We start from the raw sequence: 17,286 nt of genomic DNA on the forward strand, positions 1-17,286 counted from the left end.
CCGGTTCCGGGACTGAATAGGATCTGCTCTCATGTCGAACCCTGACGAGCTGCTCGTCGCCCTCTCCACCGCTGTGGAGTCCGAGCGAAGCAATCAGATGTCGTTGACCGTGGTCGTCGGCGGTGCCGTCATCACCGGCCGGCTGGCTCCTGAGGCCGTGTGGCGGGAGCGCGTGGCGGAGGTGCTGAAGGACTCGGACCGCCTCGGCCCGTTCTCCGACGTCTTCTCCCGTGACCCGGGAGGGGACCGGCCCGACCACGACGGGGCGCCCGCCCAGCCCACCCATCTGCACTTCCATCTCGCCCGGATCCTGCAGGGAAGCCTCGGTATCCCGGAGACGGGAGGCATGTACCGCGTCGCGATCAAGGACGTCAGCGCGTGGACCGTGGGTGATCTCAGCTACTTCGACCAGTAGAACGAGACCGGGGGCCCGGTCCGGCCGGGCCCCCGCTCTCGCCGCTCACTGTCTCGGGAGCGGGGCCTCCGGGTTGCCGTAGTAGGCGTCGGGGCCGTGTTTGCGGGTGTAGTGGCGCTCCAGGAGGTGCTGGGGCGGTGGGGCGGTCGGGTTGAGGGACATGGTGTGGAGGGCGATGTCGGCGACGGCCTCGCAGATGATCGCGTGTTCCAGGGACTTGCGGGCGGTGGCGCCCCAGGTGAAGGGGCCGTGGCCGGCGACGAGGGCGGCGGGAACCTCGACGGCCCGCTGATCATCTCCGTCCAGCAGATCCACGATCACTTGGCCGGTGTTGTACTCGTAGTCCTTGGCGCACTCCTGCTTGGTGAGGTCGCGGGTGACGGGTATGGGTCCGTTGAAGGTGTCGGCGTGGGTGGTGCCGAGGACGGGGATGTCGCGGTGGGCCTGGGCGAAGGCGACCGCGTGGGTGGAGTGGGTGTGGGTGACCCCGCCGATGGAGGGGAACGCCCGGTAGAGGCAGCGGTGGGTCTCGGTGTCGGTGGACGGACGCAGGTGGCCTCCGACGACCGCGCCGTCGGACAGACGGACCGTCACCAGGTCGTCGATCGTCAGAGCCTCGTAGGGGACCCCGGAGGGCTTGATGACGAAGACTCCCGCCTCGCGGTCGACGCCGCTCACGTTGCCCCAGGTCAGGGTCGCGAGGCCGACCTGGGGGATGGTGAGGTTGGCCTCCAGGACCTCCTGGCGCAGACCCTCGCGGACACGCACGCTCTTGTCTCCCTCGATGCCGGTCACAGGGCCTGGGCCAGTCGGTGGTAGGCGGCGTTCCAGCGGATTTCCTTGGCGAACTGCTCGGTGCGGGTGTTTTCGTCGATGGTGAGGAGTTCGACGCCGGCCATCGAGGCGTAGTCGGTCAGCGTTTCGAGGTCGACGGCGGAGCTGAGGACGGTGTGGTGCGGGGCGCCGGCCAGCAGCCAGCTCTCGGCCGACTCCGCGAGCGAGGGGCGCGGCTTCCACACCGCCCGGGCCACGGGGAGCTGAGGCAGGGGCTCGCTGGGGCCTACGACGTCCACGGCATTGGCGGTCAGCCGGAAGCGGTCGCCGAGGTCCGAGAGGCCGACGACCACGGCGGGGCCTTCGGCCGCGTCGAAGACCAGGCGGACCGGGTCCTCGCGGCCGCCGATGGACAGCGGGTGGATCTCGCAGCTGGGGCGGTCGGCGGCGATGGAGGGGCAGACCTCCAGCATGTGCGCGCCGAGCACGCGGGGGGTGCCGGGGCCCAGGTGGTAGGTGTAGTCCTCCATGAAGCTGGTGCCGCCGGGCAGCCCCTGGCCCATGACCTTCAGGGTGCGCAGCAGGGCGGAGGTCTTCCAGTCGCCCTCGCCGCCGAAGCCGTAGCCGTCGGCCATCAGGCGCTGGACGGCCAGGCCGGGGAGCTGGCGCAGGCCGCCGAGGTCCTCGAAGTTGGTGGTGAAGGCGGTGAAGCCGCCCTCGGTGAGGAAGGTGCGCAGGCCGATCTCCTGGCGGGCCGCGTACAGGAGGGAGTCGTGGCGGATGCCGCCGGGGCGCAGGGCGGGCACGACGTCGTAGGACTCGACGTACTCGGCGGCGAGTTCGGCGGCTGCCTTGTCCTCGACGGCGTCGACGACGGCGACCAGGTCGTTGACGCCGTAGGTGTTGACGGAGAACCCGAAGCGCAGCTGGGCCTCGACCTTGTCGCCTTCGGTGACGGCGACGTCGCGCATGTTGTCGCCGAAGCGGGCCAGGCGCAGGGTGCGTGAGGCGTGGCGGCCCAGGGCGGCGCGGGTCCAGGCGGCGATGCGGCGGATGACGCGGGGGTCGGTGGCGTGTCCGGCGACGATCTTGCGGTCGACGCCGACGCGGGATTCTATGTGGCCGAACTCGCGGTCGCCGTGGGCGGCCTGGTTGAGGTTCATGAAGTCCATGTCGATGCTGGGCCAGGGCAGCGACAGGTTGTACTGGGTGTGCAGGTGCAGCAGGGGCACGTCCAGGGCGCTGAGGCCGGCGATCCACATCTTGGCCGGGGAGAAGGTGTGCATCCACACGATCACGCCGACGCAGCTGTCGGAGGTGGTGGCTTCCAGGCACATCCGGCGGATCGAGTCGGCGTCGGTGAGGACGGGCTTCCACACGATGCGGGCCGGGATCTTGCCGGGGCCGCCGAGGATGTCGGCGATGTTCTTGGACTGCTGGGCGACCTGCTGCAGGACGTCGTCGCCGTACAGGCCCTGGCTGCCGGTCAGGAACCAGATCTCCTGACCGGAGTGGGCGGTGATGTCGGTGGTGGTGTTGCTGTCCATGACGGTTTTCCTTTCAGGAGGAGGTGGAGACTTCGGTACGCAGGCGGCGCAGGCGGCGCATGACGTCGTTGGTGCCGCGGCCGAAGTAGTCGTGCAGCACCTGGTATTCGGCGTAGAGACGGTCATAGGCCGCGGCGCGCTCGGGGTCCGGCTGGTAGACGCCGCGGTCGGCCTTGCCCATGGACCGGGCGGCGGCCTGGATGTCGGGGTATGCCCCGGCCGCCACCGCGGCGTGCATCGCCGCACCGAGGGCCGGGCCCTGGGTGGAGCCGATGACGCCCAGCGGGCGACGCGTGACGTCGGCGTAGATCTGCATCAGCAGCGCGTTCTTCGTCAGGCCGCCTGCGATGATCAGTTCCGCCACCGGCACGCCGGCGGCCTCGAACGCCTCGATGATGATGCGGGTGCCGAAGGCGGTGGCCTCCAGCAGGGCGCGGTAGATGTCCTCGGGGCGGGTGGACAGCGTCTGGCCGACCAGCAGGCCGCTGAGGTCGTGGTCGACCAGCACCGAGCGGTTGCCGCTGTGCCAGTCCAGAGCCACGAGTCCGTGCTCGCCGACCTTCTGCCGGGCGGCCAGCTCGGTCAGGTACTCGTGCGCGGACTGCCCGGCCGCCGCGGCCTTCTCGGCATACTCGGCGGGGAATCCGGTGCGGACGAACCAGGCGAAGATGTCGCCGACGCCGCTCTGCCCGGCCTCGTAGCCCCACAGGCCCGGCAGGATGCCGCCGTCGACGACCCCGCACATGCCGGGTACGGTGCCGAGCTGGTCGGAGCTCATCACATGGCAGGTGGAGGTACCCATGATGGCGACCATCTGGCCCGGCTCCACGGCCGCTGCCGCGGGGGCGGTGACATGCGCGTCGACGTTGCCGACGCAGACCGTGATGCCCTCGGGCAGCCCCGTCCAGGCGGCGGCCTCAGCGGTCAACGTCCCGGCCCGATCGCCGAGTTGCCCGATCGGCTGGTCCAGCTTGTCGGTCACGAAACCGGCGAAGTCCGGGTGCAGGGTCCCCAGATGCGCGGGCGACGGATAGCCCCCGTCCTGGTACTGGCCCTTGTAACCGGCGGTGCAGGCGTTGCGGACGTACGTGCCGCACAGCTGCCACACGATCCAGTCCGCCGCCTCCACCCACCGCTCCGTGCGGCGGTAGATCTCCGGGTCCTCCTCCAGGACCTGCAGCGCCTTGGCGAACTCCCACTCCGAGGAGATCTTCCCGCCGTAGCGGTGGAGCCACGGCTCCTTCGTCTCGGCGGCCAGTGCGTTGATCCGGTCGGCCTGGCCCTGCGCCGCGTGGTGGCGCCACAGCTTGACGTAGGCGTGCGGGCGGGTGGTGTACTCGGGCAGCTCGCACAGGGGCGTGCCGTCCGCGAGCGCCGGCAGGACCGTGCAGGCGGTGAAGTCGGTGCCGATGCCGATGACCTGCTCGGGCGCCACACCGGCGCGGGCGAGGGCCTCGGGTACCGCGGTGCGCAGCACGTCGATATAGTCCGAGGGCACCTGAAGGGCCCAGTCCGGGGGCAGCCGGGTGCCGTCCGGCAGCTCGCGGTCCAGGACCGCGTGCGGGTAGACGTGCTCCGCCGACGCGAGCTCCTCGCCGTCACGGACGCGGACGACGACGGCACGGCCGGACAGGGTGCCGTAGTCGACACCCACGACGCAGGGTTCCTCGGGCATGGCGCCCCACCTCTCTTGTTCGATATCTCGACCACTGTTCGGGATCTAGAGCAGAGGATAAGGGGTCCGGCCTCGGCCGGACCCCTCCACGGGTCAGTTAATCCGCACGACCTGCCACAGTTCGTCATCGGCGCCGTTGTCCGCCGACTGCACGATCAGCGCGCCATTGGCGGTGGAGGCCGAGGCGACGTCCGCCACCAGGCCGCTGCCGCTGTTGACGAGCTTGTAGTAGCCGCCTCCCGCGTCCGTGAGCGTCCACTGCTGGGAGCTCGCGGTGGACGACGCCTTCTGGACGACGGCCGCGCCGGCCGGACAAGAAGATGATCGCGGAGACGGCGGTGACGCGACTCGCACCGGCTCGTCCCGCGGGCGAGCACTATGGGACGGCAGGCCGGGGACACGGCCGAGTGGGCGGCATCACCACCCCTTTTGCACTAATTGGGGAACGCGGAGGATTCCCCACCCCTCCTTCTGTGTGAAGGAAACCGCACAGGTAGGAAATCGGGGATCAACCGGTATGGGTCTGACCAGCGAGACGACCGTGTATGTGATGGCGGCACTCGCCGCCGTGTGTGTGGCACTGCTGGTCTGGTGGTGGCCACGGTTCGCCCGGCAGGGGCTGCTGCAGGTGCTAGGACGCCTGGTGGCCCTCGGTACGACCCAGGTGGTGATCGTCGCCGCGTTCGCCTGCTGGCTGAACTCGTCGTACCAGTTCTTCGGATCCTGGGGCGAACTCTTCGGCCACGTGGAGACGGCCCCCGTCGGGGTCACACAGGCGGGGAACTACGGAGGCACCGCCGGCGCGGGGACGGTGGACGGTGTCGCCGTGAAGGGCGCCCTGGTGCAGCCCGCCACCGACGAGCAGCTGCGCCGGGTCAGCGGACTGCCCACCGGCCCCGCCGCGGTGAACGGGCGGGTGGAGTCCGTGAAGGTCATCGGCCGCCGTACGGGCGTGGTCGACCCGGCGTTCGTCTACCTGCCGCCGCAGTACTTCCAGAAGGCGTACCAGCGCCAGCGCTTCCCGGTGATCGTCGCGCTCAGCGGTTACCCGGGCAGCATCTTCAACCTCGCGCAGTATCTGCGGGTGTCCCAGACGGCCGGGGCACTGCAGAAGAGCGGGCAGATGCAGCCGACGATCATGGTGATGATCCGGCCGACGATCGCCCCGCCGCGCGACACCGAGTGCGTGGACGTGCCGGGTGGTCCGCAGACCGAGACCTTCCTGGCCAAGGACCTCCCCGACGCCCTGAAGTCCGCCTACCGGGTCGGCCATGACGCCAGCGCGTGGGGGGTCATGGGCTATTCCTCCGGCGGCAGTTGCGCCCTGCAGCTGACGATGCGCGATCCGCAGGTGTACACGACGGCCGCCGCCCTGTCGCCCGACTACAAGGTCAAGGACGACCCGACGACCGGCAACCTCTTCGGCAACGGCCCGGAGCGCACCGAGCGGATCAACGGCCACGACCTGATGTGGCGGCTCAAGCACCTGCCCGTCCCCGCGGTCTCCGTCCTGGTGGCCGAGAGCAAGCACGGCGAGCGCGGCTATCCGCAGACGCAGGCCTTCATCAGGGCCGTCAAGGCGCCCATGCGGGTCGCGTCGATCGAGCCCGAGCACGGCAGCCACAACTTCCCCACCTGGGTCCAGGAGATGCCCCCCGCCCTGAAGTGGATGAACCAGCAACTGACGTTCCCCCAGGACGTCGTGCCCCGCCACCACAAGAAGGGCACGGTGGTCGCCGACCCACCGAAGCCCGGTCACGACCCCCTGCGCGCAGACGGCCCGGAGCCCACGCCGACGACCAGGACGCGCAGGTAAAGGTTGCCCCGGCCATCTGCGGCCGTCTGCGGGGAAACTCAACCACCAGAACCCCAAAAACTATGGCAAAGCAGTCTGGGAAGAGGGCGGTTGACCATGCCATCGTGCGGGCCATGACGACATCGCACCTCCTCGACGACCTGGACGACCCGGACGACCGGTCCCGCCGTGCCCTGCGCCCGATGGCGAACAAGGTGCCCGAAGTGACCGCCTGCTTCTGGGTCATCAAGGTGCTGACCACCGGCATGGGAGAGACGGCGTCCGACCTCCTGGCCCGCGTGCTCGGCCCGGTCCCGGCGGTCGCCGCCGGCGCCGTCGCCCTGGTCGCCGCCCTGGCCCTCCAGCTGGCCGTCCGTCGTCACATCGCCTGGGTCTACTGGACCGCCGTCGTCATGGTCAGCATCTTCGGCACGATGGCGGCCGACGTCCTGCACGTCGGCCTCGGCGTCCCCTACGCGGTCTCGGCTCCGGCGTTCCTCGCCGTCCTGGCCGCCGTCTTCGTCCTCTGGTACGCGAGCGAGCGCACGCTGTCCATCCACAGCATCCGCACCCGCCGCCGCGAGACGTTCTACTGGGCGGCCGTCCTCGCCACGTTCGCCCTCGGCACCGCGGCGGGCGACCTCACCGCCACCGCCGGCCTCGGCTACCTGGGTTCGGTCCTCCTCTTCGCGGCCGCGATCTGTGTGCCCGCACTGGCCCACCGCTTCAGCGGCCTGAACGCGGTGACCGCCTTCTGGGCCGCGTACGTCATCACCCGCCCCCTCGGTGCCTCGCTCGCCGACTGGATGGCGGTGAACCGCTCCCGCGGCGGCCTCGCGCTGGGCCTGGAGCCGGTCACGCTGGCGTGGACACTCGCCATCCTGGGCTTCGTGGCCTACCTGGCCGCGTCACAGCGCGACGGGCGTGGCGCCGCGGCGGCCTGACCGTCGTACGGCGGTCCTCCGGCGGGGCGGCCGTCGTCCGTTGTCCTTCGGCCAGGTCAGCGGACGCCCGCCGCGTCGAGCAGGGTGGTCACCGTGGGGGCGACGAGCCCCGGCAGCTTGTCGGCTCCGATTCCCGCCCGTGCGCTGGCACCGTCGAAGACCAGGCTGAGCTGCCGGGCCAGCAGGTCGGGATCGCCGGCCCCGCCCTGTTCGGCCTCTCCGCGGAAGTAGGCGGTCAGGTTCTCCTTGACCCGGTGGGCCACCCGGCTCGCGGGATGGTTCTGATCCTTGAGCTCGATCTGTGCGGCCAGGTAGGGACAGCCGTGGAACTCGGGCGCGGCCGACTGCGACTCCACCTGTGCGAAGACGTGCAGGATCCGCTCCCGGGGCGAACGGTCGTCGTCCGCCGCGGGCAGGAGGGTCGCCACATAGTCGGAAGTACGCTGCTCCAGACTCGCGGCGAGCAGCTCGTCCTTGCTCTCGAACAGCTGGTACATGGAGCGCTTGGACACCCCCGCCGCCTTGCACAGCGCCTCGACGCCGATGTTGACACCGGATCGGTAGGTCAGCGCGGCCGCCGCGTTCAGCAACCGCTCTCGGGGGCTCGGCTTCGCTTCGGTGGTCATACTGCGAGATTAACCCGATTCCGACAGAATAAAAACTGATCGGTTTCCAGGGGTGTCGGCCGGGGAGCATGGTGAGATGCCCGACTTCACGGATCCACCGCTCGTGGTCGACAACCGCGGCAACGCCCTGGTCACGTTCGTCCGCGGCACAGAGGGAGCGCCACCGGGTGACGCCCCGCTTCCCGCGTCGTTGGTCGCCCTCTGGCACGCCGACCGTGTCCTCCTGGTCCTCGACCGGTACCGCCGGCACTGGGAACTGCCCGGTGGGCGCATCGAGGACGGGGAATCTCCTCGTCAGGCGGCCGCACGCGAGCTGTCGGAGGAGAGCGGTCAGGTGTCCGACGGCCCGCTCCGGTTCATCGGATACGCGGGCTTCGTCCTCGCGCCGGACCGTCGAGCCGAGTACGCGGCCCTGTTCGCCGGCAGCACCACCACGATCCGGGGTTTCCAGGCCAACGAGGAGATCATGGCGATCCGCTGGTGGAACCCGGGCCCCCGGGAACCGTTGCCCGCGGGTGTTCACCCCCTGGACGCTCACCTGGCCCGACTCACACGCGACTGAGACACGACCCGGGGGGCCGGCGCTCACCGGGAAGCCGTCCGGCGTGAGACCGGCTTTTTTCGCGTGCCCCTTGTCATCACCGACACGTCCGGCTTCTGTGGCAGCCCCGGACTCGGCTCATCCGGAGCACAGGGCCGTCATCCCGGCCGCCCTCGGCGCGGTCGACGACCTGCGGGGCTGGACGGACGGGGGCCGTGTCGTCGTGTCGTGGTGCCGGAGATCGCGGGGGAACCGCCTACCGCCTGGGCGCGGCCCAGTCCGTCCGTGTCCGCTGCCAGGCGCTGACGCTCGACCCTGCCCTCGCCGACGCCGTGACCGCAGCGTTTTTCCGCCGGTGTGGAGCTCTCTCCCTCGGAGCCGGGCTCGGCCGGTCCGTCCGGCCAACTCAAGCTCACCGTCCGGGCGTTGCTCGTTCGCAGAGGGAACGACGGCAACGCCTCTTTGCCCATACTTTAGTCTGGGGCCCGCGTCGGCAGCTGGTGGAACGTCTGTCGCAGTCTCAGAAGGGGGTCGCCTCATGGCGGATGAATTCAAGGTCGATCTCGGCCAATTGGACTCTTTTGGCCGGGTATTGAAGCAGTCTGTGATTGATCTGGAGGAAGCCCGCAAAGCGCTCTCCGCTGTCGGCGCCGAGCAGATCGGAACTCCGCGGCTGGACGAGGCGTGTGAAACCTTCCAGAACAAGTGGAAGTACGGAACCGGCCAGTTGAAGGACATGATCAAAGCGGTGGACGAAGGCGTGGAAAAGACCGCGCTGAGCTACAAGCAGTTCGAGGAGAACCTCTCGAAGGCCCTCAAGAAGATGGAAGAGACCAACGCCGCGAATACCGGGGGGAAGTAACCGGTGGCCGACAACCCCTACCCGAGCCTCGGCTGGAACCCGGTCCCCGGCGTACCCGAGCAGGTCACCTCCCTCCACCGCAAGGTGAAGTCCGCGGCCGACACCCTCAACAACTGCCACCGTCAGATCGAGTATCTGCTCGGAGCGAGTTCCAGCTGGCAGGGAGACGCCGCGAGCGCGTTCCGCGACACCCTGGACGGCGACCTCAAGACCGCCATGAGGAACGCCGGGCAGTCGCTCGAGAAAGCCGCCGCGGCGCTCGGCACATGGGAAGGCGACCTCACCTCCCACCGCGACCTGGCCAAGAAGTACGACGATGCCGCGCGCGAGAACAAGGCCGACGCCGACAAGGCCCGGAGCCGCTACGACCAGGCCAAGGGGAACCCGGACCTCAAGCTCGCCGGCAAGGAATACCCCAGCCAGGCGGAGGCGGATGCCGCGACGGAGCGCCTGCGTACCGCCGAGCGCGAACTGAACGAGGCCACCACCCACCTCAACACCGCCAACACCGCCTACAACGACGTCATCGCGAAGGCGAAGGAGTTGGAGGGCACCCACACCGACGCGGCCGAGGCCGTCGCCCGCACCCTCGACGAGGCCGACGACAAGCTGGCCCCCAAGGAACCGGGGTGGTTCAGCAAGACCCTCAGCGCCATCGGCGAGGGCCTCAAGGCGGTCGGCGAGTTCCTCGTGGAGCACGCCGGAACGATCGGCGCCATCGCCGGGCTGCTGGCCCTGCTCCCCACCCCGCTGGCGCCGGTCTTCGCGGGTATCGCGGTCGCGGCGAGCGCGGTGTCCATGGCCAAGAACCTCGCCAGCGAGGACTTCAGAGACTCGCTGATGGGCGAGTACGGCTGGAAGGAGGGCGCGTTCGCGTGGGGCTCCATGGTCGGTGACACCCTCGGCATGGTGCCCGGAGTCGGCGCCCTCGCCAGGGCCGGCAGCGAGGCGGGTCTCGCGGCGGCGGTCGCACGAGAGGGCGGCGAGGCCCTGTCGGTCGGCTCGAAGCTGGGGGCATTCGGCAGGGAGATCGTGCCCGCGTTCAACTTCAAGGCTCTCGACGTGGCGACCGACCCCGCGACCGGAGCGCTCCAGTACGGCATCAACGGCGTCAACGTGGCGGCGAACATGGCGTCGTCCCTGGAAACCTTGGGTGTGTTCCCGAAGAACGGCCCCGGACACGACGCGTCCGAGATCACGAAGGGTGCGGCCGCCTCGACCGGCTTCAAGAGCGGCGCGCTGGCCATCGCGGAGGACATCGGTGAACTGATCGGAGGCATTCGGCTGTGAACGGATTCCTCGACACGGTGGAGGCCGAGCCCAAGCCGGAATTCTGGTACGGGCTGCCCTACGGATACCTCCGGCTGGACCTCCAGCCGTCACCCGAGGGCATCCAGGAGGTGGCCCGGCAGCTCGACGCACTGCCCGATGCCGTCCGGGACCGCGCCGACCAGGTGTTCCGGCTCTACTCCGTCGTCCTGACGATGCTGCGGAGCCAGGCCGTGATGGGGTGCGCTCTCGGCATGCACCCGGACGAGCGCGGCGAGCCCACGCTGTCCGTCCTCACCGTCTCCACCGTCCCGACTTCGGGAGCGCACCCCGAAGCCGTGCTCCTCCAGATGCTGGGGGACGGCGGGACGGGGCCGGACAACGGCATCGTGCCCGTGGAGCTGCCCGCAGGCACCGGATACCTGTGGGAGACGGAACGGACCACGGTCGCGCCGACAGCTCCCCCCGAGGGGCAGGAAGGCCCCGCGGAGGGGACCGTCTGGCAGGGCACGGTGGCGATCCCGGTTCCTCGCACCTCGTCGATCATCACCGTGCAGCTGGTCACCGCGTCGGTGGAGCTCGCCGACGACTACCGCGGCGTGCTGCTCGGCGTCGCGCGTACGGTGACGTTCGAAGACCCGGCGGCACCGGACCCGGCCGAAGTGGACAACGCGCCCGGGCCGTTCCCGGATTCCGGCTCAGGGGCAGAGGAAAGGAGCCCGTTCGGATGACGGAGCGAGATCGACGGAGAGATCATCTGGTCTCGGACACCCCGCCCGCGCCGTACCCGACCGACGGAACGGACTTCCGGGGCGCGGTGCGCTACCACTACGGCGTCACGCTGAAGAAATTCCTCAAGTTCTTCCCGGTGTTCCTGCTGCTGTGGGGCCAGATCTTCGTGACCCGGATCGGGTATCTGCTGCCGGTGGCCATCATCGGCATGCTCGGCCTCCTGTGGACGCTGTTCCTCTTCGCCGGTCGCATGGACCTGGCCCGGAAGTGCTCACGAGTGTTCAAGACCTACCCGCTGGAATTCCGCGCCCCGGTCGAGAAGATCGGCATGGAGTCGACCCACACCCTCTTCCTGCGCCTCGGAGATCAGAGCGGCACCCCCTTCACGCTGCGTGCGAGGGACGCCCTGGGCCGTGGTCGGTGGCCTGCCGGCATCACGGACGGCGTCTGGTTCGCCGGTGACGAGCCCTTCGGCGGCGCGATCATCGTGCCGGGCACCGGCGAGATGCTCTTCCTGCAGCCCAGGGACTGGGCCGCGAGGGACGAGGACCGCGACAACGCCGGACCGGAGCGGATCGAGAAGGCGGGGCGCGCAGGCATCAGGCGTCCCGCTCGTCTCAGGTAGTGCGCTGACCGGACGGAGCGGACGGGTCTGCGGGGTTCCCCTGCGGGCCCGTTCGCCGTACAGGATCCCGTGAGGGTCCGCAGCCCCCCCGACGGCGCAGTTCGGCGTTACGCGACCGCGGCGAGGGGTACCGGTGAGACGCGTGGACGCGTCAGGCGGCGGGGAGCGTCGGGGGGTTCGTCAGGGAGGCGGACATGGATGCTTCGGTGGACCGGATCGCCCGGCCGTGGGGAAGCCGGACTCCGTACGGCCGGCACGAGCCGTGGCCCGATCGCGTGGACGCCTTCCTGGAGGAGGGCGTCGACCAGGGCATGGTGCAGCGGTGGGTGCAGGCCGCGTCGATCCTGCACTCCGACGGGGACGCGATGGACATCGCGGTGATGGGCGGGCGGATGGTGGGCGTCCGCGGCCGGGCGCGGGACCGGGTCAACCATGGCCGGCTGGGCCCCAAGGACCTCTTCGGCTGGCAGGCGAACGCCTCGGCGGACCGGCTGACGACGCCGCTGATCCGGCGGGACGGCCGGCTCGTGCCGTGTGACTGGGACACCGCGATGCAGCGGATCGTCGCTCGCTCCCGGGAGTTGCTGGACGAGCGCGGCCCGGGATCGATCGGCTTCTACACCAGCGGGCAGCTGTTCCTGGAGGAGTACTACACGCTCGCGGTGCTGGCGAAGGCCGGGATCGGCACCAACCACCTGGACGGCAACACCCGCCTGTGCACGGCCACCGCCGCCGAGGCGCTGAAGGAGTCCTTCGGCTGCGACGGACAGCCCGGCAGCTACGACGACATCGACCACGCCGACGTGATCGCGCTGTTCGGACACAACATCGCCGAGACGCAGCCGGTGCAGTGGATGCGCGTCCTCGACCGGCTGGAGGGCGACGATCCGCCCCGCCTGGTGTGCGTCGACCCGCGCCCCACGCAGGTGGCGCGCAGAGCGGCCATACACCTGGCTCCGCGGCTCGGCACCAACGTGGCCCTGCTCAACGCGCTCCTCCACGAGATCATCCGTACCGACCGCGTCGACCACGACTACATCGCCGCCCACACCGTCGGCTTCGACGAACTCGCCTCCCGGGTGAAGAAGTGCACCCCCGCGTGGGCGGCCGGTGTCTGTGACGTGCCGGCCGCCCGGATCGGCGAGGCCGCGGAGATCCTCGGCACCGCCGACCGGCTGCTGTCCACGGTGCTGCAAGGGGTCTACCAGTCGCACCAGGCCACCGCCGCCGCCGTACAGGTCGACAACCTGCACCTGATCCGCGGCATGCTCGGCCGACCGGGCGCCGGCGTGCTGCAGATGAACGGCCAGCCCACCGCCCAGAACACCCGCGAGTGCGGAGCCGACGGCGACCTGCCCGGATTCCGCAACTGGCAGAACGACAGCCACGTCGCCGACCTGGCGAAGGTGTGGAACGTCGATCCCGGGACGATCCCGCACTACGCCCCGCCCACGCACGCCATGCAGATGTTCCGCTACGCCGAGCAGGGCTCCCTCCGCATGCTGTGGATCAGCGGCACCAACCCCGCGGTCTCCCTGCCGGAGCTGTCCCGCATCCGCTCGATCCTGGAGCAGGAGCGTCTCCTCGTCGTCGTCCAGGATCTCTTCCTCACCGAGACCGCGCAGCTCGCCGACGTCGTCCTGCCCGCCGCCACCTGGGGCGAGAAGACGGGGACGTTCACCAACGCCGACCGCACGGTCCACCTGTCCGACAAGGCCGTCGAACCGCCCGGCGAGGCCAGGCCGGACCTGGACATCTTCCTCGACTACGCGGCCCGCATGGACTTCCGGGACAAGGACGGCGGCCCCCTGATCACCTGGCACGACCCCGAGTCCGCCTTCGAGGCGTGGAAACGCTGCAGCGCCGGCCGGCCCTGCGACTACACCGGCCTCAGCTACGACCGGCTGCGCGGCGGCACCGGCATCCAGTGGCCGTGCAACGACGACGCCCCCGACGGCACGGAACGCCTCTACACCGACGGCATCACCTGGGCCCACCCGGACGTCTGCGAGAGCTACGGCAAGGACCTCGTCACCGGCGCCTCCCAGGAGGTCGTCGAGTACCGCTCCCTCAACCCCGACGGCAAGGCCATGATCAAGGCGGCCGGGTATCTGCCGCCCCATGAGACGCCCGACGACGCCTACCCCTTCCAGCTGACCACGGGCCGCACCCTCTACCACTTCCACACCCGCACGAAGACCGGACGTGCCCCGCAACTGAACGCGGCGGCCCCCGACGTGTGGGTGGAGGCGTCCGCCTCCGACGCGGCCGGGCTCGGACTGGACGAAGGGGACCTGGTCGAGGTGACGACGCCGCGGGGCGCCGTACGAGGACGACTGCGCCTCACCGACATCCGCCCCGGTCTGCTGTTCGTCCCCTTCCACTACGGCTACTGGGACACCAGGGCGGGGCACGCCCCGGACGGCGACACACCCGCCCGCGCAGCGAACGAGACCACCGTCACGGACTGGGACCCCGTCTCCAAGCAGCCCCTGTTCAAGACCGCCGCGGCCGCGCTGCGCCGGGTGGCACCCGCCGACGGCCACACCGCCCCGGCGCCGACCACCACCGCGTCCGCCCCCGCGCGCGCCGGCACCGTACCCGCCACGACCGGCGGCCCCAGCGCCCTGGCCACCCAGTCGGTCGCATCCTCCCGGGACCGCGACGAGGAGGGCACCGCATGACCGGCATCGACCTCACCCTGCGCGCGCTCCACCACGGCGAGCGGCACCTGGCCGAGGAGCTGACGACGGTGGCCGAACGCCACCGCACCGAACACGAAATCCACTACGTCGCCGCCGACCTCGCCCACTGGTCCCGCGAACACGCCCAACGCCTGGCCGACACCGGCCGGGACCGCGGCCTGCGCCTCGGCGACCTGTCGAAGGACCACTCGCCGGGCCTGCTGTCGGCGGTCCGGGAGAAGGCGGCCGAGTCACTCGGTCACCGGCCGGAGCCCGGTCTGCTCCTCCTGCGCGACCTGCGGGACCTCCATCTGGCCGCCGCGCAGAACTCCCTGTACTGGGAGATGCTCGCCCAGGCCGCACAGGCCACCCGGGACGACGGCCTCCTGGACCTGTCGTCCGCGTGCCATCCGCAGACCCTGCGGCAGATGCGCTGGACCAACACCATGATCAAGATCCTCTCGCCCCAGGTGCTGTCCAGCCTGTGACCCGGTGAGGGACGGCGGACCCGTCAGGGCCGGGGCCGCAGGGCTCGCCCCGGCGACGGCGGGCTCCCGCCGATGTCCCTGATCAACTCCGCGCACACGTCCCGGAGTTTGACGTTGCGGCGCTGTGAGGCGGCGCGCAGCAGGTTGAACGCCTCGTCGGCCACGCACCGCTGCTGCCCCATGATCAAGCCGATCGCCTGGTCGATGACACTGCGCGACTCCATCGCCGTCTGGAGGTCGGCGGCGTACTCCTGCGCGTCGGCGATGCGTTGCGCGAGTGCGAGGGCCCCGGTGGCCTGGGCGGCGAGCGCGCGCAGGCCGGCGAGGTCGGCGTCGGTGAACCCGGAGACCTTCGGCGAGTACAGGTTGAGGGCGCCGGCGGTGTGCGTGTGGGCGGCGATCGGCAGGGAGGCCGACGAACGCGTACCGCAGGCGGCCGCGTAGGCCGGATAGGGGCCCCAGCGCTCCTCGCCCAGCATGTCCGCGACGACGACTTCCTCGCCCGTGCGCAGCGCCTGGAGACAGGGCCCGTCGTCCTGCCCGTACTGGGCCTCGTCCAGTTCGGGAGCGCTCGTACCCACGCTGGCCACGGTCAGGGGCCGCCGCTGCCGCTCCAGGGTGATCCCGACCCCCTGGGCCATGGGCGCCATGGCCAGCGCACTCTCCGCGAGAGCCCGGAGGAACTGTTCGAGGGAGTCGGTGCTCACCAGGAGAGACGTCACGTCCGGCAGTGCATACGGTTGATCGGTCATGATCGCTGTGTCCTTCCGGGCGTGAGATCCGCCGGCCGGCGTGGTGGGGACCGCCAAAGACCACGGGGATCCAGCCCGAAGGGATACCTCCAGCGAGGTGGCCGACGCGCTCCGGCCAAAGACCTGAGTGACGGCCTGCTCCTCCCACTGTCCTCCCTTTTCCCGCGCACTCCTCTTTCCCGCGCACTCCTCGCTCGCAGGACCGCGGACGCAGGGCGTCGGCGGTCCTCAGACTGTCGGCTGAGTGCACCGTATGAGGGCTCACCCGCCCCGGTGATCATTGCGTCGCGCGGCTGTGCCACGCCGTCTTCATGCCGGTCGGCACCGCTTGACTGACGAGGGACCACCGTTCACGCAGTCAAAAGGAGTAGTGCATGTCGCAGCTCACCGACCCGGCCCCCGCTACCGTGTTTCCGCGTCTGGGCTGGGTTGACGACCTGCTGGTACCGGCGCTGCGGGCGGCCGTGGCCACCCTGCCCGCGAGCGAGAACAGGGTGGCCGGATACCACCGCGGCTGGTGGGAGGCGGACGGCACTCCGCTGGAGTCGGTCTCCGGTGGGGGGAAGACGGTCAGGCCCGCCCTGACCCTGCTGTCCGCGGTGGCGGTGGGCGGTACTGCGGACAGCGCGCTGCCGGGCGCGGTGGCCGTGGAGCTGGTGCACGATTTCACGCTTCTGCACGACGACGTCATCGACGGCGACGCCCTGCGCCGGCACCGCCCGGCCGCGTGGTCGGTGTTCGGCACCCCCGCGGCGGTACTGACCGGAGACGCCCTGCTGGTCGCGGCGGTCCGGACGGTCGCCGACGCCCCCTCGGAGCACGCGGCGGTGGCGGTCCAGGAACTCGTCGGCACGCTGGCGGACCTCGTCCGGGGACAGAGCCTCGACGTGGAGTTCGAGGAAGCGTCGGAGGTGTCGGTGGCGCAGTACCTGGCCATGGCGGAGGGCAAGACCGGGTCCCTGATGGGGTGCGCCTGCGCGCTGGGCGGGCTGCTGGCCGGTGCGCACAGCTCTCGGGTACGCGGGCTGCGGGAGTTCGGCCGCCGGCTGGGCACCGCGTTCCAGTGCGCGGACGACCTGCTGGGCATCTGGGGCCGTACGGCACGCAGCGGCAAGCCGGTCGGAGCCGATCTGGCGGCCCACAAGAGGTCGCTGCCCGTGGTGGCCGCTCTCGCGAGTACGGACCCCGCCGCACGGCACCTGCGGTCCCTGTACCGCCTGCCGCGCCCGCTGGACGGGCAGGAGGTGGAGCTGGCTCGGGAGCTGGTGGAGCAGGCCGGCGGGCGGCAGGCGGCCGAGGAGGAGGCACGCCGGCAGCTGGCGGCGGCGATGCGCGCGCTGGCGTGCGCCCAGCCGACGGCGGACACCTACCGGCAGTTGCAGGAGATCGCCTGGTCGATGATCCGGCGGGAGTCCTGACCGGCTCCCGCCTCCTCGCCTCCCCGGCTCAGGCGAAAGAAGGCGGCATGCGGGCGTGACTTCGCCATCCATGGGCCGTTGACCGTGCGGTGGCCGCCCCACGGTTGTGCCCGGCCATGCCGCCGCCACCACCCGAACG

General features: G+C 70.6%; 17 protein-coding genes. 11 read left to right on the forward strand and 6 right to left on the reverse strand.

The genetic code is table 11. From position 1 onward, the window contains the following. Window positions 1-31 precede the first annotated feature (31 nt). On the forward strand, window positions 32-415 hold the full coding sequence (locus tag ACGFWE_RS27655; RefSeq protein WP_352387500.1) for a hypothetical protein: 384 nt from the start codon (window positions 32-34) through the stop codon (window positions 413-415). A 45-nt stretch (window positions 416-460) separates the two neighbouring features. On the opposite strand, the gene araD is transcribed toward ACGFWE_RS27655, so the two are convergent. The 4 genes from araD to ACGFWE_RS27675 all read right to left on the reverse strand — a co-directional run bounded on the left by araD (window position 461) and on the right by ACGFWE_RS27675 (window position 4,765). Then, complete coding sequence (gene araD, locus ACGFWE_RS27660; protein WP_393602457.1) at window positions 461-1,183, reverse strand: L-ribulose-5-phosphate 4-epimerase AraD; 723 nt, start codon at window positions 1,181-1,183, stop codon at window positions 461-463. A gap of 23 nt (window positions 1,184-1,206) precedes the next feature. Further along, complete coding sequence (gene araA, locus ACGFWE_RS27665; protein ID WP_393602459.1) at window positions 1,207-2,736, reverse strand: L-arabinose isomerase; 1,530 nt, start codon at window positions 2,734-2,736, stop codon at window positions 1,207-1,209. Window positions 2,737-2,749: 13 nt separating this feature from the next. Further along, a complete protein-coding gene (gene araB, locus ACGFWE_RS27670) occupies window positions 2,750-4,411 on the reverse strand; it encodes a ribulokinase (RefSeq protein WP_393602461.1) in 1,662 nt (553 codons plus the stop codon). 93 nt (window positions 4,412-4,504) lie between these two features. Continuing rightward, a complete protein-coding gene (locus tag ACGFWE_RS27675; RefSeq protein ID WP_352387507.1) occupies window positions 4,505-4,765 on the reverse strand; it encodes an RICIN domain-containing protein in 261 nt (86 codons plus the stop codon). 163 nt (window positions 4,766-4,928) lie between these two features. Between ACGFWE_RS27675 and ACGFWE_RS27680 the strand changes: the two genes are divergently transcribed. Beyond that, window positions 4,929-6,227, forward strand: a complete 1,299-nt coding sequence (locus tag ACGFWE_RS27680) for an alpha/beta hydrolase (protein ID WP_393602463.1) — start codon at window positions 4,929-4,931, stop codon at window positions 6,225-6,227. A gap of 113 nt (window positions 6,228-6,340) precedes the next feature. Then, on the forward strand, window positions 6,341-7,150 hold the full coding sequence (locus ACGFWE_RS27685; RefSeq protein ID WP_393602465.1) for a hypothetical protein: 810 nt from the start codon (window positions 6,341-6,343) through the stop codon (window positions 7,148-7,150). A 56-nt stretch (window positions 7,151-7,206) separates the two neighbouring features. Here ACGFWE_RS27685 and ACGFWE_RS27690 read toward each other — a convergent pair whose 3' ends face one another. After that, window positions 7,207-7,776, reverse strand: a complete 570-nt coding sequence (locus ACGFWE_RS27690) for a TetR/AcrR family transcriptional regulator (protein ID WP_352387511.1) — start codon at window positions 7,774-7,776, stop codon at window positions 7,207-7,209. Window positions 7,777-7,852: 76 nt separating this feature from the next. Between ACGFWE_RS27690 and ACGFWE_RS27695 the strand changes: the two genes are divergently transcribed. From ACGFWE_RS27695 to ACGFWE_RS27725, 7 genes are all read left to right on the forward strand, one after another. Then, window positions 7,853-8,338 (forward strand): NUDIX hydrolase, encoded by a 486-nt coding sequence (locus ACGFWE_RS27695; protein WP_352387513.1) that lies wholly within the window; start codon window positions 7,853-7,855, stop codon window positions 8,336-8,338. A gap of 517 nt (window positions 8,339-8,855) precedes the next feature. Next, window positions 8,856-9,179 carry a hypothetical protein gene (locus ACGFWE_RS27700; protein WP_352387515.1) on the forward strand — a complete coding sequence of 108 codons (324 nt, stop codon included), beginning with the start codon at window positions 8,856-8,858 and terminating at the stop codon, window positions 9,177-9,179. 3 nt (window positions 9,180-9,182) lie between these two features. Further along, complete coding sequence (locus ACGFWE_RS27705) at window positions 9,183-10,469, forward strand: WXG100 family type VII secretion target (RefSeq protein ID WP_352387517.1); 1,287 nt, start codon at window positions 9,183-9,185, stop codon at window positions 10,467-10,469. Then, window positions 10,466-11,179, forward strand: coding sequence for a hypothetical protein (locus ACGFWE_RS27710; protein WP_352387519.1), 714 nt, complete (start codon window positions 10,466-10,468; stop codon window positions 11,177-11,179). Before ACGFWE_RS27705 ends, ACGFWE_RS27710 begins: the two co-directional genes overlap by 4 nt. Further along, window positions 11,176-11,805, forward strand: a complete 630-nt coding sequence (locus tag ACGFWE_RS27715; RefSeq protein WP_393602468.1) for a hypothetical protein — start codon at window positions 11,176-11,178, stop codon at window positions 11,803-11,805. Before ACGFWE_RS27710 ends, ACGFWE_RS27715 begins: the two co-directional genes overlap by 4 nt. 194 nt (window positions 11,806-11,999) lie before the next feature. After that, complete coding sequence (locus ACGFWE_RS27720) at window positions 12,000-14,489, forward strand: molybdopterin oxidoreductase family protein (protein WP_393602470.1); 2,490 nt, start codon at window positions 12,000-12,002, stop codon at window positions 14,487-14,489. Beyond that, entirely contained in the window at window positions 14,486-14,977 is a 492-nt protein-coding gene (locus tag ACGFWE_RS27725) for a hypothetical protein (RefSeq protein WP_352387524.1), read from the forward strand. Before ACGFWE_RS27720 ends, ACGFWE_RS27725 begins: the two co-directional genes overlap by 4 nt. A 23-nt stretch (window positions 14,978-15,000) precedes the next feature. Here ACGFWE_RS27725 and ACGFWE_RS27730 read toward each other — a convergent pair whose 3' ends face one another. Continuing rightward, window positions 15,001-15,729 (reverse strand): GAF and ANTAR domain-containing protein, encoded by a 729-nt coding sequence (locus ACGFWE_RS27730; protein ID WP_393602472.1) that lies wholly within the window; start codon window positions 15,727-15,729, stop codon window positions 15,001-15,003. Window positions 15,730-16,103: 374 nt separating this feature from the next. Here ACGFWE_RS27730 and ACGFWE_RS27735 point away from each other — a divergent pair, with 374 nt between their 5' ends. Beyond that, on the forward strand, window positions 16,104-17,147 hold the full coding sequence (locus tag ACGFWE_RS27735) for a polyprenyl synthetase family protein (RefSeq protein ID WP_393602474.1): 1,044 nt from the start codon (window positions 16,104-16,106) through the stop codon (window positions 17,145-17,147). Window positions 17,148-17,286: the final 139 nt, after the last annotated feature.

It is taken from the genome of Streptomyces sp. NPDC048523 (assembly GCF_043199815.1).
GTDB lineage: Bacteria > Actinomycetota > Actinomycetes > Streptomycetales > Streptomycetaceae > Streptomyces.